Origin of the sequence: Nocardioides zhouii, from assembly GCF_004137345.1 — a bacterium.
GTDB classification, from domain to species: domain Bacteria; phylum Actinomycetota; class Actinomycetes; order Propionibacteriales; family Nocardioidaceae; genus Nocardioides; species Nocardioides zhouii.
The window spans coordinates 111770-129883 of the sequence record NZ_SDWV01000005.1; the positions used below are offsets into that span (position 1 = coordinate 111770).

Consider the following 18114-nt stretch of genomic DNA (forward strand, 5'->3'; position numbering starts at 1 on the left):
GAGAATCGTATCCGCCACCGTGTGGCGGGGCAAAACGAGTGACGCGTGGGGCGGGGCGCGTGGGTCGGATGGCGGCTCAGGACGTGCGCTCGGCCAGGCGCTGCACGAGCTGGGCGTGCACGGCATCCGGGACGAGACCGCGTACGTCGCCGCCGAGCGCCGCGACCTCCTTGATCAGGCTGGAGGAGACGAACGCGTTGCCGACGGCGCCGGGGAGGAACACGGTCTCGACGTCGGTGAGGTGCGAGTTCATCTGGGCCATCGGCAGCTCGTACTCGTAGTCGCCGGCACCGCGCAGGCCCTTGACGATCGCGACCGCGTCGATCTGGCGGCAGAAGTCGACGATGAGTCCCTCGAAGCCCGACACCCGCACGTTGGCGATGCCGCCCGTGGCGTCCTCGAGCATCGCGATGCGCTCGTCAGGGGTGAACAGGCGGCTCTTGGACATGTTGACGCCGACGGCGACGACGACCTCGTCGAAGAGCCTGGCGGCCCGGGTGACGATGTCGAGGTGGCCGTTGGTCACCGGGTCGAAGGACCCGGGGCACACTGCGCGACGCACGGGCTCTCCTTCATGACTCGGGGGAGGCTGCGGGGGTGGCGTGACCGTACCAAAGCATGGTCTCGCCGTAGCGCTTCGTACGGTCCTCGACGATGCCTTCGGGCCAGGTGACCCGGCTGCGCTTGGCGGCCCGCTCCACGACGACGAGGGCGCCCGGGACGAGCCAGCCCTGGGCGACGAGCGCCAGGAGGTCGCCATCGACGTCCTCGTCGGGCGTCGGGTAGGGCGGGTCGGAGAACACCAGGTCGTACGGCGCGGCCGGTGGCGACTGCAGCACCGTCGAGACGGGGGCGGCGACCACGCGGGCCCGCGAGAAGCCGAGCGCGCCGGCGTTGCGGGTGATGAGCGCGGCCGTACGCCGGTCCTGCTCGACCATCGTCACGACCCCGGCTCCCCGGGAGCGGGCCTCGAGCCCGACGGCGCCGGACCCGGCGTACAGGTCGAGGAAGCGGAGGCCGTCGAGCGAGCCGGTGCGCGCTTCGATGGCGGAGAAGAGGGCCTCGCGCACCCGGTCGCTGGTGGGTCGGGTCGACTGGCCGCGCGGCGTCTCCAGACGCCGCCCGCCCGCCGTTCCCCCGATGATGCGAGTCATTCCCCGTGGTCAGCCCTTCTCCATGAACCCCGAGGCGGCCGAGCGTTCGACCTCGGCCACTGCGGCGGCCAGGTCGGGCGCCCGGGTGAGCCCGGGGTCAACGGAGAGTAACGCCTCAGCGGCCTCGCGGGCACGCACGATCGTCTTCTCGTCGCGCAGCACGCGCAGCGACACCAGGCTCGACCTGCCGCCGGACTGGCTCGCCCCCAGGACGTCGCCCTCGCGCCTCTGCTCGAGGTCGACGCGGCTCAGCTCGAACCCGTCGGTGGTCGAGGCCACCGCGCCGAGGCGGTCGCGGGCGGGAGTGCCGAGCTCGGCGTGCGAGACCAGCAGGCACAGGCCCGGCAGGCCCCCTCGACCGACGCGGCCGCGGAGCTGGTGGAGCTGGGAGACGCCGAAGCGGTCGGCGTCCAGGAGCACCATCATCGTGGCGTTGTGGACGTCGACGCCCACCTCGATGACGGTCGTGGAGACGAGCACGTCGATGGCGCCGGCCGCGAAGGCCCGCATGGTGGCGTCCTTCTGGTCGGCCGCGAGGCGGCCGTGGAGGACCGCCGTACGCAGCCCGTGGAGCGGTCCGGTCGCGAGCCCCTCGTGGACGTCCTCGACGGCGGCCAGCGCCCGCTTGGGAGCGACCTCGTTGCCGTCGTCGTCGAGGTCGAGCTGGTCGGTCGCGCCGTCCTCGCTCGCGTCGCCGGAGATGCGGGGGCACACGACGTAGACCTGGTGGCCCTTCTCCACCTCCTCGCGCACGCGCTGCCACGCCCGGTCGAGCCAGGTCGGCTGCTCGGCGAGCGGGACGACGTTGGTCTGGATCGGGGCGCGGCCGGCGGGCAGCTCGGCGAGGGTCGAGGTCTCGAGGTCGCCGAAGACCGTCATCGCCACGGTGCGCGGGATCGGTGTCGCCGTCATGACCAGCACGTGGGGCGGGGTGCCGGACTTGTCGGTGAGCGCCGCGCGCTGCTCCACGCCGAAGCGGTGCTGCTCGTCGACGACGACCAGGCCGAGGTCGGCGAACTCGACCCGGTCCTCGAGGAGGGCGTGGGTGCCGATCACGATCCCGGCCTCGCCCGTGACGGTCCGCAGCATCGCCTCCTGGCGTGCCGCCCTGCCCATCGAGCCCGTGAGGAGCACCACGCTCGTGGCGTCGGCGGCGCCGCCGAGCATGCCGCCCTGGGCGAGGTCGCCCAGCAGCGCGGAGATCGAGCGGTGGTGCTGCTGGGCCAGCACCTCGGTGGGGGCCAGCAGCGCCGCCTGTCCCCCGCTGTCGACGACCTGGAGCATCGCGCGCAGCGCGACGAGGGTCTTGCCGGAGCCCACCTCGCCCTGGAGGAGCCGGTTCATCGGGTGGTCGCGGCCGAGCTCCTCGGCGACGAGGTCGCCGATCTCGCGCTGGCCACCGGTGAGCTCGAAGGGCAGGCGTGCGTCGAAGGCGGCGAGGATCGCGCCGTCGCGTCCAGGTCGCGACTGGGCACCCTGGGCCCGGTGCACCGCCCGCCTCCGGGCGAGCACCAGCTGGAGCACCAGCGCCTCCTCGAAGCGGAACCGCTTCTGCGCCGCCCCGAGCTGGCCCCACTCGTCGGGCCCGTGGATCCAGCGCAGCGCCTGCATGATGCCCAGCAGCTCGTACTGCTCGCGCAGCTCGGGGGTGAACACGTCCGGCACCCCGGTGACCAGGTCGAGCGCCGCAGCAATGACCTTCTGGAGGTCCCAGGTGTAGAGCTTGGCGGTCAGCGGGTACACCGGGATCAGCTTGCTCAGCACCGCGCCGCCCTCGCCGTCGAGGGCGAAGCCGTGGGCCTGCTCGAGCTGCCAGCTGCCGCGGAACTGCTTGGCCTTGCCGGTGAAGAGCGCCCTGCTGCCTGCGCCGAACTCGGCCTCGTGCCGGTCGGCCAGGTTCTTGTAGGGGCTGAACAGGGTGACGGAGAAGTCGGGGCCGTCGGTGCGGAGGCGGATCGTCGTACGCCACTGGCGGCGGTTGCCGGCCGTGAACGGGGCGCTCTCGCAGGACCGCACCTCGCCGAGGATCGTCAGCTGCTCGCCGACCACCGGGGTGGCGACCTCGGACAGCTCGGTGGCGGCGACGTAGCGGCGGGGGAAGTGGCGCAGCAGGTCGCCGACGGTGGCGAGGCCGAGGCCCTCCTCGGCGAGCTTGCGCTTCTTGTGGGAGCTGCCGAAGACGACCCCGATCGGGCTGTCCGGCGTGATGGAGACCATGCGGGACTACCGGGTCACTCGACGCTGACGAGCAGCGGGTAGCGCGGCTGGCCTCCGTCGTGGACCGCGACGTCCACGTGGGGATGGCGTTCCTCGACGTGTGCTGCCAGTCGCGCGGCGAGCTCGACGCCGTCCTCGCCGGACACGATCGTGACCAGCTCGCCGCCTCCCGCGAGGAGGCGCTCGAGGACGTCGGTGGCGACCGTGTCGAGGTCGGAGCCGACCACCGCGAAGTCGCCGGCGATGACGCCGAGGGCGTCACCGGGCTCGCAGGGACCGGCCATGGTGATCGCCTGGCGGGCCGCCACCGTCACCGCACCGTGGCGGGCGTGGCGCGCGGTGGCGGTCATCTCGCGTACGTCGGCGTCGAACGCGCGACCCGGCTCGTGCACCGAGATCGCGGCCAGCCCCTGCACCTGGGCTTGGGTCGGGATCACCTCGACCGAGACGGCGTGCTCGGCTTCTGCAGTGCGCGCGGCGATCTCGGCGGCACGCACGGTGTCGGCGTCGTTGGGGAGCACGACCACCTCGGCCGCGCCGCACCCGACGATCGCCTCGAGCAGCTGACCGGTCGACGGGCGCTGGCCGGGACCTCCCACCACCACGACCGCCCCGGCGGACTCGAAGAGCTCGGTGAGCCCGGGCCCGGCGGCGACGGCGACCACCTTGCGACCCGTGCGGGTGGAGAGCTTCTGCCGGTGCTCGGCGACCTGCTCGGCGAAGTGGGTGACGCGGATCCGGTAGGGCCGGCCTGCGGTGATGCCGGCCTCGATCGCCGCACCCACGTCGTCGACGTGGACATGGACGTTCCAGAGGCCGTCGCCGCCGACGACCACGAGGCTGTCGCCGAGCCCGGACAGCGTCTGGCGCAGGGTGCCGATCGCGGCGTCCTCCTGGGCGGCGACGACGTCGAGGAGGTACATCACCTCGTAGCCCGGACCGTCCTCAGTGAGGTCGTCGCTCGGCACGGCGGTCGACACCCGGATGTGGTGGGTGCCGATCGGAGCGGCGTACGGCATCGGGCGGCGACCGGTCGCGGTGGTCTCCACCGCGTCGAGCACGACCGTGAGCCCGCGCCCGCCGGCGTCGACCACACCTGCCTGGGCGAGCACGTCGAGCTGCTCCGGCGTACGCGAGAGGGCGACGCGGGCGGCAGCGGCGGCAGCAGTGAACACGTCGCGGGCCCGGGCGTTCTCCTTCTCAGCCGTCGCGAGAGCCGCGTCGGACGCGGCGCGGGCGACGGAGAGGATCGTGCCCTCGACGGGCGTGCCGACGGCCGCATAGCTGGCGTCGGTGGCCGACGACATCGCCGCCGCGATGGTGCGGGCGCGCGGCTCGTCCCCGTCCGCCGCGGCGAGGTGGGTGACGTACGCCCGGAGCATCTGGCTGAGGATCACGCCCGAGTTGCCGCGGGCGCCCATCAGGGCGGCGCGGGCCAGCAGCGCCATCCCTGCCTCCAGCCCCAGGTCGGGGTCCGCGGCGCGGGCCGCACGCAGCTCGTCGCGGGCGGCCGAGACCGTGAGGAACATGTTGGTGCCGGTGTCACCGTCGGGCACGGGGTAGACGTTGAGCGCGTCGATCTCCTCGCGCGCGACGGACAACGCGTCGGTCGCGATGTCGACGAACCGGGCAACCGCGTCCAGCGTGATGCCGTGGGTGACTGGCTCCATCGACTCGCTGTGCTCCTGGGGTGTGGTCCGGGCGGTGTCTGTGGCGGGCGTCGACACGGGCACTGTGTCGCGCGCCACAGGGTAATGGTTAGGTCCGACCGTGCTGCGATTTCCTCCCTCCGCAGGTCCTCGGCTACTCTTCTGCGGTTGCCTGTTGCCGCCCGTTGGTGGTGTGCAGGCGCTCGAATCTCTATCAACCTCGAACGGATCGGAGTGCACGGTGGCTGCCGTCTGCGACATCTGCGCCAAGAAGCCGGGCTTCGGAAACAACCGTCCCTGGTCGCGCAAGATCACCAAGCGTCGTTTCAACCCCAACATCCAGCGCGTCCGGGCGACCGTGAACGGCACGCCCAAGCGCCTCAACGTCTGCACCGGCTGCCTCAAGGCCGGCAAGGTCTCCCGCTGACCTGACGTCTTCGTACAGGACCCCCGTCGCTCTGCGGCGGGGGTCCTGTCATTTCGTCGGCCTCGTCGTCGGAGTCACCGCTTCAGCGGTGACTCCTTCGCGGGTGGGCCGTTGCAATGGCCCATCCGCGCCAAGCTCCGCACACCCGTGTGTCGGGCGAGGCTGGAGGTGCCGGCGTGAGGGCTGGCTGGGAGTTGAGTCTCCAGGAGACTCAACCGCGAGGACGCGTACGGCGTGACCTCAGAAGTGCGTCCATCCGGTGGGGCCGTCGTACGCCGCACCGTCGACGGTGACACCGGAGCCCTCGAGGACCTCGCCGACGACCTGCCAGCCGGCGGGCACGGACGCGACATCGGGGAAGGTCGCGAGGAGGGCGTGGTCGTCGCCGCCCCCGAGGATGAACTGCAGAGGGTCCGCGCCGAGCGCGGCGCCGACGGCCTGGAGCGGCTCGGGGACTTCGAAGGCGTCTCGGCGTACGTCGATCGCGACGCCGCTCGCCTCGGCGAGGTGGCCGGCCTCGGCGAGGAGGCCGTCGGAGATGTCGATGAGCGAGGTCGCGCCTGCTTCGGCCGCCTGCCGGCCGGCGGCGTACGGCGGCTCGGGGCGGCGGTACGCCTCGACGAGCACCCGCGGCGAGCGGAAGCCGCGGCCGAGGACGGCCAGCCCACCGGCGGCCCAGCCCTGCCGACCCGTCAACGCGAGGACGTCGCCGGGCTCCGCGCCCGAGCGCAGCACCGGCGCCTGCGTGCACTGGCCGAGGACGGTCACGGCGATGACCACCTCGGCGGCGCGGGTGATGTCACCGCCGACCACGGTCGCGCCGACGCTCGCGCACTCCTCGGCGAAGCCGCGGGCGAAGTCGAGTGCCCACGCGACCGGGAGGTCGGCCGGTGCGGCGAGGCCGATGGTCAGGTGCCGGGCGGTGCCGCCCATCGCGTTGATGTCGGACAGGTTCTGCGCGGCGGCGCGGTGCCCCACGTCGGAGGCGCTCGCCCAGTCGCGGCGGAAGTGGCGGCCCTCGACCATCAGGTCGGTCGACACGACCACGTGACCGTGCTTGATCCGCAGCACCGCCGCGTCGTCGCCGGGTCCGACGAGGACGCTCTCGTCGCCCTCGAAGATCTTCACGAGCTCGGCGATCAGGCCGAACTCGCCCGCCTCGCCGAGGGTGGTGTCCTGGGTCCCGTCGGTGTTGGCCGCCATGCCCCCATCCCACCAGACCCGGACCGTGAGCACAGTCACCCATCCCCTGTCGGCCCGCCCGCGTCGCGCGGTAGGTTGTGCCGGTCACACCCGATGAACGAGACCGAGGAGTCCACGATGGTCGTCCAGGCCTACATCCTGATCCAGACCGACGTCGGCAAGGCCGCCGAGGTGGCCAAGGCCATCGCCCAGGTCAGTGGCGTCACGCTTGCCGAGGACGTCACCGGTCCCTACGACGTGATCGTCCGCGCGGAGGCCAAGAACGTCGACGAGCTGGGCAAGCTCGTGGTGTCGAAGGTGCAGAACCTCGACGGCATCACCCGCACGCTGACCTGCCCGGTCGTCCACATCTGACGCGCTCTCCCTGTCAGTGCACCATCGTCGACGCCTCGGCCCCGTGAGGGGCCGGGGCGTCGTCGCGTCTGCGGCCGCCCTGCTCCTGCTCCCGGCGCTCGCGGCGTGCAGTCCGGGCACCATCGAGATCGAGGACCACGACCTCTCCGACGCCGACCGCGCCGCCTGCGAAGCCGTCGTCGACGACTTGCCGAAGACGCTCGGCGGTGAGCTGCGGCGTCCTGTCGACCCGGAGGGCGCGCTGGGCGCGGCGTGGGGCGATCCGGCGTACGTCCTCACGTGCGGGGTGCCCGCGCCGTCCGACTACGAGGCCACGGCGGAGTGCAGCGACATCAAGGGCGTCGGGTGGTACGTCACCGACGACCAGGCCAGCGACCTGGGGGTCGACGTCACCCCGATCGCCCTCTCGCGGTCGCCGTACGTCGAGCTCGTGGTGCCTTCGCGCTATCGCACCGACGGCATCGACCAGGCCCTCGCCGAGCTGGCGCCGGTGCTGAAGGAGCACCTGGCCGACGGACTGTCCTGTCTCTGACCCGTCAGCGCAGGCCGGTGTCGCGGCGCAGCGCGAGCTGCACGAGCCGGTCGACCAGCTCGGGGTAGGTGAGGCCGGAGGCCGCCCAGAGCTGGGGATACATCGAGGTCGGGGTGAAGCCGGGCATCGTGTTGAGCTCGTTGATGACGAGCGAGCCGTCGGGCATCACGAAGAAGTCGACACGGGCCAGGCCCTCGCACGACAACGCCGTGAAGGCACGGACCGCCATCGCGCGGAGCGACTGCTCGACCTCGGCATCGAGGTCGGCGGGGATGTCGATCTCGGTGTGCTGGTCGGCGAGGTACTTGGCCTCGAAGTCGTAGAACTCGTGGTCGCCGCCGGTGCGGACCTCGCCGGGGCGTGACGTCTCGGGCGGACCCTCGAAGGTGCCGAGCACCCCGCACTCCACCTCGCGCCCACCCTCCATCGACTGCTCGACGAGCACCTTCGGGTCGTGGCGGAAGGCCTCCTCCAGCGCCTCCTCGACCTCGCTCGCGTCGTGGACCTTGCTGATGCCCATGCTCGACCCGGCGCGGGCCGGCTTGGCGAACGAGGGGAAGCCGAGGTCCTCGATCCGCGTACGTACGCCGATCGGGTCCTGCTCCCACTCGGAGCGGGTGACGGTGATGCCGGGCGTCACCGGGAGGCCAGCCGCCTGCAGCACGACCTTCATGTAGGCCTTGTCCATCCCGATCGCCGACGCCAGAACTCCGGAGCCGACGTAGCGGACGCCGGCCATCTCGAGCATCCCCTGCAGCGTGCCGTCCTCGCCCCACGGACCGTGCAGGAGCGGGAAGACCACGTCGACCTCGCCGATGACGGACGGCACGCTGGTCGGATCGGTGACGACGAGCTCGGTGCCCGTCGTCGCGCCCATCAGCGCGACCGGCGACCTGGCCGCGTCGACCTGCGGCAGGTCGCTGCCGTGGATGGCGAGCCGGGTCGGCTCGTCGACCTCCAGCACCCACCGTCCGTCGGTCGCGATCCCCACCGGCACGACGTCGTACGCGTCGCGGTCGATGGCCGCCAGCACGCTGCCCGCGGTCACGCAGGAGATGCCGTGCTCGGAGGAACGGCCGCCGAAGACGACGGCGACGCGGGGCTTGCGAGTCTTGTCCGGAGAGGTGTCGTTCATCGGCTCGACCCTATCCACCTACGCTGGCACGCATGGCTGCAGACACGACTCCCGAGCCCGGTTCCGGCTCACCGCGCAGGCTCGGCACGCTGGCCCTCGGAACACTGGCCGTCACGGCCGGTCGACCCGACCGGACGCCGGACGCCCCGCTCAACACGCCGATCACGATGGCCGCGACGTACGTGGCCGGCGGCGAGGTCGAGTACGGCCGCTACGGCAACCCGACCTGGACCGCGCTCGAGGACGCGCTCGGCGCGCTCGAGGGCGGACGCTGCCTGACCTTCGCGTCCGGCCTGGCCGCGGTGGCGACGGTGCTCGACCTGGTCGGCACCGATGGCACGGTCGTCGCGCCGAAGCACGCGTACACCGGCACGATCATGCAGCTTGCCGACCTCGAGTCGCGCGGCCGGATGAAGGCCCACCTCGTCGACATCACCGACACCGACGCCGTCGTGGCGGCCTGCGCCGACGCCTCGCTGGTCTGGCTGGAGTCGCCGACCAACCCCGCCCTCGAGATCGCGGACATCCCGACGATCACCGCGGCCGCGCACGAGGCCGGCGCGTACGTCGTGGTCGACAACACCTTCGCCACTCCCCTGCTCCAGCGCCCGCTGGAGGACGGCGTCGACCTGGTCGTGCACTCCGCGACGAAGTACCTCGCCGGTCACTCCGACGTGCAGATGGGCGCGATCCTCACGCGCGACGACGACCTCTACGCCGTCCTCAAGGGCCGCCGCGACCTCGTGGGCGCGATCCCCGGTCCGTTCGAGGCGTGGCTGACGCTGCGCGGCCTGCGGACCCTCCACCTGCGGGTCGAGCGCGCCCAGTCCAACGCGCAGGAGCTCGTACGACGTCTCGGCGAGCACCCGGCCCTGTCGGAGGTCCGCTACCCGGGGTTCGGCGGCATCGTCAGCATCGTCCTCGCCCAGGGCGAGATGGCCGCCGACCTGCTGTCGCGCAAGACGAAGATCTGGGTGCACGCCACCTCGCTCGGCGGCGTCGAGTCGACCCTCGAGCGGCGCCGGCGCTGGAAGGCCGAGGCCGCGACGATCCCCGACGGGCTCGTCCGCCTGTCGGTCGGCGTCGAGGACATCGAGGACCTCTGGGACGACCTCCGCGACGCGCTGGACGGGTGTGTGGGGTGATCCGCCCCCGATACCTGAGGACGTGGTGAACGTGATTCCACCGCTGGAACGTTCACCGCGTCCTCAGATATCCGGTCGCCACGTGTAACGCTCCGTCACGGTGCGACGAAGAACGGGTATGGACTCCCCACCCGACGTCCCTGCCATTGGCCGGGACCCGGACGCCTTCGAGGCGTTCTACCGCGAGCACCTGCCGTGGGTACGACGCTTCGTCGCCCGCCGCGTGGACGACCCGCACACCGCCGCCGACCTGACGGCCGACATCTTCCTGGCCGTCGTCGACAGCGCGTCCGGGTACCGATCGTCCGTGGGGACGCCCGCCGCCTGGTTGGCTGGCATCGCCCGTAACGTCGTCGCAGACCACGTGCGACGTCGGGTTCGCGAAGTCCGGGCGCACCACCGACTGTCCGGACGCGCGCTCCTCGACGACCAATCGATGGAGCGCCTCTCCGACCGCATCGACGGCGAGCGGATGACCCGCGAGCTGTACCGCTCGTTGGCCGACCTCCCCGTCAGCCAACGCACCGTGGTCGAGCTCGTCGCCGTCGACGGCCTCAGCCTGACCGAAGCAGCGCTTGCCCTCAGCATCAGCCCCGGCAACGCCCGAGTGCGCTACCACCGGGCTCGGGCCCGGCTTCAGCACGTTCTCCCCAACCCGTTCGAGGTGACCACATGACCACGCAGCTCGACCCCTTCGAGACCCGCCTCCTCTCTGAGCTCCGTCAGGAGGTCGTCGCGTCGACCGCGTCCGCTCCCCGTCGTACGCGGCGCTCCCTCGCCGTCGCGGCAGGAGTTGCTGCCACTGCCCTGGTCGGCGCCCTCCTCGTCCCCGGGCTCGGGAGCACGCCTGCGTACTCCGTGCAGGAGGGCAATGCCGGCGAGATCGAGGTGGAGATCCACCGACCCGAAGATGCGGCCGGACTCGAGCGCGCGCTCGCCGAGCACGGCATCACCGCCAACGTGACGTACCTGCCCGGCCGCTCGACGTGCGCCGACGGCCGCTACCAGCCGGTCGATCGCAGGGTCGACCTACGCCTCTCGATTGGCCAGGAGCTGGTCAGGGTCACGCTGCCACCTGGGTCCGTGGGCGATGGGGAGACCTTCGTGATGGCCTGGTCCGTCGATGCGCTCACCTCCGCGGATCTCGACGAGATGCCCACCGAAGACCGAGTCACGAACCTGGGCGGCTTCGCCTCATCGGTCGTCGCCGACGTGACGACGGGCCCGATCGCGGCGTGCGAGGTGATTCCAGCCGTCGGCTGAGCGGCTGCTGTCGGATCCTCGCCGGGGACGTCATGGTGAGTGGTCGTGCGCGCGACCACTTGCCATGACGTTCCAGTCGATCAGCCCATCTCCGCCTTGGTGTCGCGCGCGATGAAGGAGTTCATCATGTCGAGCGCGGTCATCTTGCCGTCGACGACGGCGTCGACGGCTGCGGCGATGGGGGCGTCGACGCCGGTGCGCTCGGCGAGGGCAAGCAGCGACTTGCAGGACTTGGCGCCCTCGGCGACCTGGCGCGTCGAGGCGTAGATCTCCTCGGTCGTCATGCCCTGGCCGAGGCGCTCGCCGAACGTACGGTTGCGCGAGAGCGGCGACGAGCAGGTGGCGACGAGGTCGCCGAGCCCGGCGAGGCCCATCAGGGTCAGCGGGTTGGCGCCCTGGGCGGTCGCGAGGCGCGCGGTCTCGGCGAGGCCCCGGGTGATGACCGAGGCGGTCGTGTTGTCGCCGAAGCCGAGCCCGACGGCCATGCCGACCGCCAGGCCGACGACGTTCTTGTACGCCCCGCCGATCTCGCAGCCGAGCACGTCGACGGACGTGTACGGCCGGAAGGACGGGCCGTGGGTGATCGCCTGCAGCTCCTTGGCGCGGTCCTCGTCGAGGCACGCGACGACCGAGGCCGCGGGCTCGCGGCGAGCGATCTCGCGGGCCAGGTTGGGCCCGCTGATCACAGCGATCCGCTGGGCCGAGGCGTCGGTGACCTCCTGGATCACCTCGCTCATCCGCATCAGCGTGCCGAGCTCCACGCCCTTCATCAGCGAGACCAGGGTGGCCTTCTCCGGGATGATCGGCGCCCACGCGGTGAGGTTCTCGCGCAGGCTCTGCGACGGCACCGTCAGCACGACGACGTCGGCGTCGGCTGCGACCTGCTCGGGGTCGGTGGACGCACTCACCGACGGCGGGAGCTCGATGCCGGGGAGGTAGTCGGTGTTCTCGCGGCGCTCGTTGATCGCCTCGACGACCTCCTCGCGGCGCGCCCACAGGGTCACGTCGTTGCCGGCGTCGGCCAGGACCAGCGAGAACGCCGTCCCCCACGACCCGGCGCTGAACACGGCGACCTTCTTCCTCGACTCGGTCATCGGCTTCGCCTCTTCCTGGAACGTGGGCTGGAACGGGGGTGGGAACGGTGCGGGTCCTCGACGGGGTTGCCGATCTCGCGTACGCCGGTGGCGCGCGGGTCGTACCTCTCCGCGGGTGGCGTGCCCCCGCGCAGGTCGGCCACGATCGCGGTGATCGCAGTCATGATGCGGTCCGTGGCCTCGGCGATGGTCTCCGGGCTCGTCGGCTGGGACGCGAGGTCGTCGAGCCGCACCGGGTCGCCGGCCTTCATGACGATGTTCTTGCGCGGCAGCAGGTGCGGCGTCTTCGTGTACGGCGGCAGGACCTCCTGCGCACCCCACTGGCCGACGGGGATCACCGGGCAGCCGGTCGCCAGGGCGATGCGGGCAGCACCGGTCTTGCCCTTCATCGGCCAGAGGTCGGGGTCGCGGGTCAGCGTGCCCTCGGGGTAGATCACGATGCACTCGCCGTCGTCGATCGCCCGGACTGCCGCGTCGTACGCGCCGACGGCGTTGCGGCTCAGCCGCTCGACGGGGATCTGCCCGGCCGAGGAGAGGAAGCCGCCGAGCGCCTTGTTGCGGAAGAGCCCCGACTTCGCGAGGTAGCGCGGCACGCGACCGTGGTCGTACACGAAGTGCGCCGACAGCAGCGGGTCGACGTGGGAGATGTGGTTGATCGCGACGATGCAGCCGCCGGTGGCGGGGATCTTCTCGCCGTCGATCCAGGTGCGGGAGGTGGCGGCGAGCAGCGTGGGCTTGAGGATGGACGCCGCGACGGTGATGGCCCAGCCGCGATCCTGCTCCAGCTTCCTGACGCGCACCGTCACCTCCCCTGCCTTCGCCCTGCCTCTGCCCTGCCCTCGCACTGCTCAGGACCCGGTCGACGCTCGCTGCGTCGCGAGCAGGCTACTCGGTCGGACGGGCGGTGGGACGCGTCCGCCGCGCTGTCGTCGGATGGGAGGATCTGCGGTGATGTGCACCCCCACTTCTCCCCCTGTCCCGGCTCCCGACACCACCGCTCGGTGCGTGGTCGTCGTACCCGTGAAGCCCCCTGCGCTCGGCAAGTCGCGGCTGGTCGGGCTCTCCGACGAGCAGCGCCGCGAGCTGGCCGAGGCGTTCGCGCTCGACACCGTGCAGGCTGCCTCCCGGACCCGCGGAGTGGCGGCCGTGCTGGTCGTCACCGACGACTTCCGCCTCGCCGCGGCGATGCGCGACCTGGACACCGGGGTCGGCGTCGAGGTGATGCCCGACGGGGCGAGCGAGGACCTCAACGCAACGCTCGTACAGGCCGCTGCAGAGGTCGTACGCCGCTGGCCGGACGCCGTGCCGGTGGCACTGTGTGCCGACCTCCCGGGGCTCCGGTCCGACGAGCTCGCCGACGTGCTGGCCGACTCGGTCGCGGAGGTGTCGGCCGGACGCGCCGCCTTCGTGCGCGACCGCGCCGGTGTGGGCACGACGTTGTACGCCGCTCCCCACGACCGGTTCGCTCCGGGTTTCGGGCCGGGCTCCGCGCAACGGCACCACGGGGCCGGTGCCGTCGAGGTGGGCGCAGCCGCGACCAGCGTGCGCACCGATGTCGACGACCTGGCCGACCTGGGCGCCGTCCTCGTCGCCGGCGTCGGCCCGCACACGTCGCGGGCAAGCGGAAGGCGGGCCACCCCACTGGGGTGACCCGCCCTCGGTGCTGGTCGAGCTCAGGACTTCTTGGCGGCCGTCTTCTTGGCCGTCGTCTTCTTCGCAGGTGCCTTCTTGGCCGGGGCCTTCTTGGCGGTGGTGGTCTTCGCCGCCGCCGTCTTGGCCGGAGCCGCCTTCTTGGCGGGGGCCTTCTTGGCGGTCGACGCGGTGGCCGTCTTCTTGGCGGGTGCCGCCTTCTTGGCAGCTGCCTTGGCCGGTGCCTTCTTGGCGACCGTCTTCTTCGCCGGTGCCGCCTTCTTGGCCGGAGCCTTCTTGGCGGGCGCAGCCTTCTTGGCGGCGGTCGTCTTGGCCGGAGCCGCCTTGGCCGGAGCCTTCTTGGCAGGCGCCGCCTTCTTGGTCGCGGCACCGGTCACGGCAGCAGCTGCTGCGCGCACACTGGCGGGCGGCCTCGGCATCGTGGCGGCCGTCAGCTTCGGCAGCTTCTTCGCACCCGAGATGACGTCCTTGAGCTCCTTGCCGGCGGAGAACTTCGGCACGGACTTCTTCTTGGACTTGATCCGCTCGCCCGTCTGCGGGTTGCGGACCCAGCGCGCGTTGCGCACTGCCTTCTCGAATGAGCCGAAGCCGGTGATCGCGACCTTCTCGCCCTTGGCGACCTCACGGGTGATGGTGTCGAGCACCGACTCCAGTGCGTGCGCCGCCTGCTTGCGGTTCCCCTCGTAGCGCGCAGCAAGCGCGTCGATGAGCTCTGTCTTGTTCACTAGCTTCCCTTCCAATGAACCCGGATGCCGAGCTCGTGCTCGACCTACTCCGTCGCACGCTAGGCACATGGAGGGGTGAGGACAATCACCATCGGCCCTCTTTGCCCGCTTTTTTCAAGCAGTGACGGGCTTCCAGCTCGGTCGGGACTCCTCGAAGGACGTGACGACGGCCTCGTGGCCGAGGGTGATCCCGATGTCGTCGAGGCCCTCGAGCAAGCGCCAGCGGGTGTAGTCGTCGATGTCGAAGGAGTCCTCGACCGCGTCCTCACCGGCGCCCGCGCGCACCGTACGGCTCTCCAGGTCGACGGTGATCTCGCCGCCGGGGTGGTCGGCGAGCCAGTCCCACAGGCGCTGCACGACCTTCTCGTCGACCTGCGCGGCGAGCAGTCCGGCCTTGCCGGAGTTGCCGCGGAAGATGTCGGCGAAGCGGGACGAGATGACGACCTTGAAGCCGTAGTTCTGCAAGGCCCACACGGCGTGCTCGCGTGAGCTGCCGGTGCCGAAGTCGGGACCGGCGACCAGCACCGAGCCGCCGTCGTACGTCGCGTCGTTGAGCACGAAGTCGGGATCGTTGCGCCAGGCCGCGAAGAGCCCGTCCTCGAAGCCCGTGCGCGTGACGCGCTTGAGGTAGACCGCGGGGATGATCTGGTCGGTGTCGACGTTGCTGCGGCGCAGCGGCACGCCGATCCCGGTGTGGGTGGTGAATGCGTCCATGGCTCAGGCTCCGATCGGCGCGAGGTCGGCGGGACTGGAGAGGGTGCCGCGTACGGCGGTGGCGGCCGCGACCGGAACGGACACGAGGTGCGTACGTCCGCCCTTGCCCTGCCGGCCCTCGAAGTTGCGGTTCGACGTCGACGCGCTGCGCTCGCCGGGTGCGAGCTGGTCGGGGTTCATCCCCAGGCACATGGAGCAGCCGGCGCCGCGCCACTCGGCGCCCGCAGCGAGGAAGACCTTGTCGAGGCCCTCGGCCTCGGCCTGGAGGCGTACGCGCACCGAGCCGGGCACGACGAGCAACCGCGTGTCGGGGTCGACCGTGCGGCCCTCGAGGATCGACGCGGCGAGGCGCAGGTCCTCGATGCGGCCGTTGGTGCACGACCCGACGAAGACGGTGTCGACCTTGACCTCGCGCAGCGGGGTGCCGGCCTGGAGGCCCATGTAGTGCAGGGCCTTCTCCGTGGCGACCTTGTCGTTGGGTTCGTCGAAGTCGTCAGGACCCGGGATGTTGGCGCCGAGCGGGGCGCCCTGGCCGGGGTTGGTGCCCCAGGTGACGAACGGCGTCATGGTCGACGCGTCGAGCTCGATCTCCTCGTCGAAGACGGCGTCGTCGTCGGTGCGCAGGGTCTTCCAGTGCGCGACGGCGGCGTCCCAGTCAGCGCCCTTGGGCGCCTCGGGCTTGTCGGCGAGGTAGTCGAAGGTGGTCTGGTCGGGGGCGATGAGGCCGGCCTTCGCGCCCCACTCGATCGACATGTTGCAGACCGTCATCCGGCCCTCCATCGAGAGCTCCTCGATGGCCGGGCCGCGGTACTCCACGATGTAGCCCTGGCCGCCGCCGGTGCCGGTGTGCGTGATGAGGGTGAGGACCAGGTCCTTGGCGGTGACGCCGTCGGGCAGGCTGCCGGTGATGGTGACCGCCATCGTCTTCGGCCGGGCCTGGGTCAGGGTCTGGGTGGCGAGCACGTGCTCGACCTCGGAGGTGCCGATGCCGAAGGCGATGGCGCCGAACGCGCCGTGGGTCGAGGTGTGCGAGTCGCCGCACACGATCGTCATGCCGGGCTGGGTCAGGCCGAGCTGGGGGCCGACGACGTGGACGATGCCCTGCTCGACGTCGCCGAGCGGGTGGAGGCGTACGCCGAAGTCGGCACAGTTCTTGCGCAACGTCTCGACCTGCGTACGCGACACCGGGTCGGCGATCGGCTTGTCCCAGTCGATCGTCGGGACGTTGTGGTCCTCGGTGGCGAGGGTCAGGTCGGGGCGACGTACGGCGCGGTCGGCGAGCCGGAGACCGTCGAAGGCCTGCGGCGAGGTGACCTCATGGAGGAGGTGGAGGTCGATGTAGAGGAGGTCGGGCTCCCCCGGCGCGCTGCGGACGACGTGCTCGTCCCAGACCTTCTCGGACAGGGTCTTGCCCATGACACAGATCTCCTTCTTGTCGTGCGGTGCATCGACGCTACATCTTGCATCCCACTCCCTGAGATGACAATATCGGCATATGGACAACGGATCTGGCGTCGGCGTGCTCGACAAGGCCGCCCTCGTGCTCGCCGCCCTCGAGGCCGGACCGGCCACCCTCGCCGGCCTGGTCGCCGGCACCGGACTGGCCCGGCCGACTGCCCACCGCCTCGCGGTGGCGCTCGAGCACCACCGCCTGGTGGCGCGCGACATGCAGGGTCGGTTCGTGCTCGGTCCCCGGTTGTCCGAGCTGTCCGCGGCCGCCGGCGAGGACCGCCTCCTGGCCTCGGCCGGGCCCGTGCTGGCACGGCTGCGCGACATCACCGGCGAGTCCGCCCAGCTGTGGCGGCGCCAGGGCGAGCACCGCGTCTGCGTGGCCGCCGCCGAACGTCCGTCGGGGCTGCGCGACACCATCCCGGTCGGCTCGCAGCTGACGATGAACGCCGGCTCCGCCGCCCAGATCCTGCTCGCCTGGGAGGACCCGGAGCGGATGCACCGCGGCCTCCAGAACGCCGCCTTCTCCGCGACCGCACTCTCCGGCATCCGACGCCGCGGCTGGGCCCAGTCGGTCGGCGAGCGGGAGCAGGGCGTCGCCTCCGTCTCTGCCCCGGTGCGCTCCCCCGGCGGCAAGGTGATCGCCGCAGTCTCGGTCTCCGGCCCCCTCGAGCGACTCTCCCGCCAGCCCGGACGCATGCACGCACCGGCCGTGCTCGCCGCCGCCGACCGCCTCTCGGAGTCGCTGCGGCGCGCTGCCGCTGAGTGACCGGGCACTTCATGCCCGTCCTGAAGCCTGACCGGGCACTTCATGCCCGTCTTGCAGCCTGACCGGACGCTTCGTGCCCGTCCGGGCCGTGCCTACGGGCACGAAGTGCCCGGTCACCGGGGCCTACGGGCACGAAGTGCCCGGTCACTGGCTAGAAGAGCGCGTCCTGCTCCAGCTCGAGCAGCTGCTGCTTGCGCTCGAGCCCACCCGCGTACCCGGTCAGCGTGCCGTTGGCGCCGATGACGCGGTGGCACGGCACCACGATCGGGATCGGGTTGCGACCGTTGGCCAGGCCGACGGCACGCGACGCGGCGTTCGTCATGCCGAGCCGGCCGGCGACCTCGCCGTAGGACGCGGTCTCGCCGTGGGGGATCTTCTCGAGCTGCTCCCACACCCGCCGCTGGAAGTCGGTCCCGACGGGCGCGAGGGGCAGGTCGAACTCGGTGAGCTCGCGGTCGAAGTACGCCGTCAGCTGGCGCACCGCCTCGGCGAGCACGGGCTCGTCGTCCGACCGGACACCGAGGGGGCGCCCGTCGGCGTGCTGCTTGAACGGTGAGAACTCGATCGCGACGATCGAGCCGTCCCGCTCGACGATGCGCAGGTCGCCGATCGGCGAGGGCATCACGGTCCACAT

Annotated in this window: 20 protein-coding genes; 8 read left to right on the forward strand and 12 right to left on the reverse strand. The window is 71.6% G+C overall.

The window, feature by feature from the left end:
- Positions 1–76: 76 nt before the first annotated feature.
- Genes coaD through EUA94_RS06580 form a run of 4 tightly spaced genes read right to left on the reverse strand, consistent with a single transcriptional unit; the run spans position 77 to position 5041 of the window.
- Positions 77–562, reverse strand: a complete 486-nt coding sequence (coaD, locus tag EUA94_RS06565; RefSeq protein WP_129425899.1) for a pantetheine-phosphate adenylyltransferase — start codon at positions 560–562, stop codon at positions 77–79.
- Between the two features lie 10 nt (positions 563–572).
- A complete protein-coding gene (gene rsmD / locus EUA94_RS06570) occupies positions 573–1154 on the reverse strand; it encodes a 16S rRNA (guanine(966)-N(2))-methyltransferase RsmD (RefSeq protein WP_129425901.1) in 582 nt (193 codons plus the stop codon).
- A gap of 9 nt (positions 1155–1163) precedes the next feature.
- Positions 1164–3371 carry an ATP-dependent DNA helicase RecG gene (locus tag EUA94_RS06575; protein ID WP_129425903.1) on the reverse strand — a complete coding sequence of 736 codons (2208 nt, stop codon included), beginning with the start codon at positions 3369–3371 and terminating at the stop codon, positions 1164–1166.
- A gap of 14 nt (positions 3372–3385) precedes the next feature.
- Positions 3386–5041, reverse strand: a complete 1656-nt coding sequence (locus EUA94_RS06580) for a DAK2 domain-containing protein (RefSeq protein WP_129425905.1) — start codon at positions 5039–5041, stop codon at positions 3386–3388.
- 220 nt (positions 5042–5261) lie between these two features.
- Here EUA94_RS06580 and rpmB point away from each other — a divergent pair, with 220 nt between their 5' ends.
- Entirely contained in the window at positions 5262–5447 is a 186-nt protein-coding gene (gene rpmB / locus EUA94_RS06585; RefSeq protein ID WP_056602600.1) for a 50S ribosomal protein L28, read from the forward strand.
- A gap of 240 nt (positions 5448–5687) precedes the next feature.
- On the opposite strand, the gene EUA94_RS06590 is transcribed toward rpmB, so the two are convergent.
- Positions 5688–6650, reverse strand: a complete 963-nt coding sequence (locus EUA94_RS06590; protein ID WP_129425907.1) for a thiamine-phosphate kinase — start codon at positions 6648–6650, stop codon at positions 5688–5690.
- Positions 6651–6767: 117 nt separating this feature from the next.
- Here EUA94_RS06590 and EUA94_RS06595 point away from each other — a divergent pair, with 117 nt between their 5' ends.
- Both EUA94_RS06595 and EUA94_RS06600 read left to right on the forward strand, forming a co-directional pair.
- Positions 6768–7004, forward strand: coding sequence for an Lrp/AsnC family transcriptional regulator (locus tag EUA94_RS06595; RefSeq protein ID WP_091196254.1), 237 nt, complete (start codon positions 6768–6770; stop codon positions 7002–7004).
- A gap of 43 nt (positions 7005–7047) precedes the next feature.
- Positions 7048–7536 carry a DUF3515 domain-containing protein gene (locus EUA94_RS06600; protein WP_165356821.1) on the forward strand — a complete coding sequence of 163 codons (489 nt, stop codon included), beginning with the start codon at positions 7048–7050 and terminating at the stop codon, positions 7534–7536.
- A 4-nt stretch (positions 7537–7540) separates the two neighbouring features.
- Here EUA94_RS06600 and EUA94_RS06605 read toward each other — a convergent pair whose 3' ends face one another.
- On the reverse strand, positions 7541–8671 hold the full coding sequence (locus tag EUA94_RS06605) for a D-alanine--D-alanine ligase family protein (RefSeq protein ID WP_129425911.1): 1131 nt from the start codon (positions 8669–8671) through the stop codon (positions 7541–7543).
- Positions 8672–8703: 32 nt separating this feature from the next.
- Between EUA94_RS06605 and EUA94_RS06610 the strand changes: the two genes are divergently transcribed.
- The 3 genes from EUA94_RS06610 to EUA94_RS06620 all read left to right on the forward strand — a co-directional run bounded on the left by EUA94_RS06610 (position 8704) and on the right by EUA94_RS06620 (position 11079).
- Positions 8704–9816: a trans-sulfuration enzyme family protein gene (locus EUA94_RS06610; protein WP_129425913.1), complete on the forward strand. Its 1113-nt coding sequence runs from the start codon at positions 8704–8706 to the stop codon at positions 9814–9816.
- A 118-nt stretch (positions 9817–9934) separates the two neighbouring features.
- A complete protein-coding gene (locus EUA94_RS06615; protein WP_129425915.1) occupies positions 9935–10492 on the forward strand; it encodes an RNA polymerase sigma factor in 558 nt (185 codons plus the stop codon).
- Positions 10489–11079 carry a hypothetical protein gene (locus EUA94_RS06620; protein ID WP_129425917.1) on the forward strand — a complete coding sequence of 197 codons (591 nt, stop codon included), beginning with the start codon at positions 10489–10491 and terminating at the stop codon, positions 11077–11079. Before EUA94_RS06615 ends, EUA94_RS06620 begins: the two co-directional genes overlap by 4 nt.
- Positions 11080–11159: 80 nt before the next feature.
- On the opposite strand, the gene EUA94_RS06625 is transcribed toward EUA94_RS06620, so the two are convergent.
- Positions 11160–12173, reverse strand: a complete 1014-nt coding sequence (locus tag EUA94_RS06625; RefSeq protein WP_129425919.1) for an NAD(P)H-dependent glycerol-3-phosphate dehydrogenase — start codon at positions 12171–12173, stop codon at positions 11160–11162.
- Positions 12170–12973 (reverse strand): lysophospholipid acyltransferase family protein, encoded by an 804-nt coding sequence (locus EUA94_RS06630; protein ID WP_129425921.1) that lies wholly within the window; start codon positions 12971–12973, stop codon positions 12170–12172. Before EUA94_RS06630 ends, EUA94_RS06625 begins: the two co-directional genes overlap by 4 nt.
- Before the next feature lie 151 nt (positions 12974–13124).
- Between EUA94_RS06630 and cofC the strand changes: the two genes are divergently transcribed.
- The gene (cofC, locus tag EUA94_RS06635; protein ID WP_129425923.1) at positions 13125–13823 is read left to right on the forward strand and encodes a 2-phospho-L-lactate guanylyltransferase; all 699 of its coding nucleotides are present in this window, start codon (positions 13125–13127) and stop codon (positions 13821–13823) included.
- Positions 13824–13846: 23 nt separating this feature from the next.
- Here cofC and EUA94_RS06640 read toward each other — a convergent pair whose 3' ends face one another.
- The 3 genes from EUA94_RS06640 to leuC all read right to left on the reverse strand — a co-directional run bounded on the left by EUA94_RS06640 (position 13847) and on the right by leuC (position 16678).
- Positions 13847–14548 (reverse strand): HU family DNA-binding protein, encoded by a 702-nt coding sequence (locus EUA94_RS06640; protein WP_129425925.1) that lies wholly within the window; start codon positions 14546–14548, stop codon positions 13847–13849.
- A 114-nt stretch (positions 14549–14662) separates the two neighbouring features.
- Positions 14663–15262, reverse strand: a complete 600-nt coding sequence (leuD, locus tag EUA94_RS06645) for a 3-isopropylmalate dehydratase small subunit (RefSeq protein ID WP_129425927.1) — start codon at positions 15260–15262, stop codon at positions 14663–14665.
- A gap of 3 nt (positions 15263–15265) precedes the next feature.
- Entirely contained in the window at positions 15266–16678 is a 1413-nt protein-coding gene (gene leuC, locus EUA94_RS06650; RefSeq protein ID WP_129425929.1) for a 3-isopropylmalate dehydratase large subunit, read from the reverse strand.
- 79 nt (positions 16679–16757) lie between these two features.
- On the opposite strand from leuC, the gene EUA94_RS06655 reads away from it, so the two are divergent.
- Positions 16758–17480 carry an IclR family transcriptional regulator gene (locus tag EUA94_RS06655; RefSeq protein ID WP_129425931.1) on the forward strand — a complete coding sequence of 241 codons (723 nt, stop codon included), beginning with the start codon at positions 16758–16760 and terminating at the stop codon, positions 17478–17480.
- A gap of 151 nt (positions 17481–17631) precedes the next feature.
- On the opposite strand, the gene EUA94_RS06660 is transcribed toward EUA94_RS06655, so the two are convergent.
- Positions 17632–18114: a methylated-DNA--[protein]-cysteine S-methyltransferase gene (locus EUA94_RS06660; protein ID WP_129425933.1), complete on the reverse strand. Its 483-nt coding sequence runs from the start codon at positions 18112–18114 to the stop codon at positions 17632–17634.

Excerpts from the sequence above, each read along its gene's own strand:
- rsmD (WP_129425901.1), bottom strand. The coding sequence starts at position 1,154 with ATGACTCGCATCATCGGGGGAACGGCGGGCGGGCGGCGTCTGGAGACG.
- EUA94_RS06575 (WP_129425903.1), bottom strand. The coding sequence starts at position 3,371 with ATGGTCTCCATCACGCCGGACAGCCCGATCGGGGTCGTCTTCGGCAGC.
- EUA94_RS06580 (WP_129425905.1), bottom strand. The coding sequence starts at position 5,041 with ATGGAGCCAGTCACCCACGGCATCACGCTGGACGCGGTTGCCCGGTTC.
- EUA94_RS06590 (WP_129425907.1), bottom strand. The coding sequence starts at position 6,650 with ATGGCGGCCAACACCGACGGGACCCAGGACACCACCCTCGGCGAGGCG.
- EUA94_RS06595 (WP_091196254.1), top strand. The coding sequence starts at position 6,768 with ATGGTCGTCCAGGCCTACATCCTGATCCAGACCGACGTCGGCAAGGCC.
- EUA94_RS06605 (WP_129425911.1), bottom strand. The coding sequence starts at position 8,671 with ATGAACGACACCTCTCCGGACAAGACTCGCAAGCCCCGCGTCGCCGTC.
- EUA94_RS06610 (WP_129425913.1), top strand. The coding sequence starts at position 8,704 with ATGGCTGCAGACACGACTCCCGAGCCCGGTTCCGGCTCACCGCGCAGG.
- EUA94_RS06615 (WP_129425915.1), top strand. The coding sequence starts at position 9,935 with ATGGACTCCCCACCCGACGTCCCTGCCATTGGCCGGGACCCGGACGCC.
- EUA94_RS06620 (WP_129425917.1), top strand. The coding sequence starts at position 10,489 with ATGACCACGCAGCTCGACCCCTTCGAGACCCGCCTCCTCTCTGAGCTC.
- EUA94_RS06625 (WP_129425919.1), bottom strand. The coding sequence starts at position 12,173 with ATGACCGAGTCGAGGAAGAAGGTCGCCGTGTTCAGCGCCGGGTCGTGG.
- cofC (WP_129425923.1), top strand. The coding sequence starts at position 13,125 with ATGTGCACCCCCACTTCTCCCCCTGTCCCGGCTCCCGACACCACCGCT.
- leuD (WP_129425927.1), bottom strand. The coding sequence starts at position 15,262 with ATGGACGCATTCACCACCCACACCGGGATCGGCGTGCCGCTGCGCCGC.
- leuC (WP_129425929.1), bottom strand. The coding sequence starts at position 16,678 with ATGGGCAAGACCCTGTCCGAGAAGGTCTGGGACGAGCACGTCGTCCGC.
- EUA94_RS06655 (WP_129425931.1), top strand. The coding sequence starts at position 16,758 with ATGGACAACGGATCTGGCGTCGGCGTGCTCGACAAGGCCGCCCTCGTG.
- EUA94_RS06660 (WP_129425933.1), bottom strand. The coding sequence starts at position 18,114 with ATGTGGACCGTGATGCCCTCGCCGATCGGCGACCTGCGCATCGTCGAG.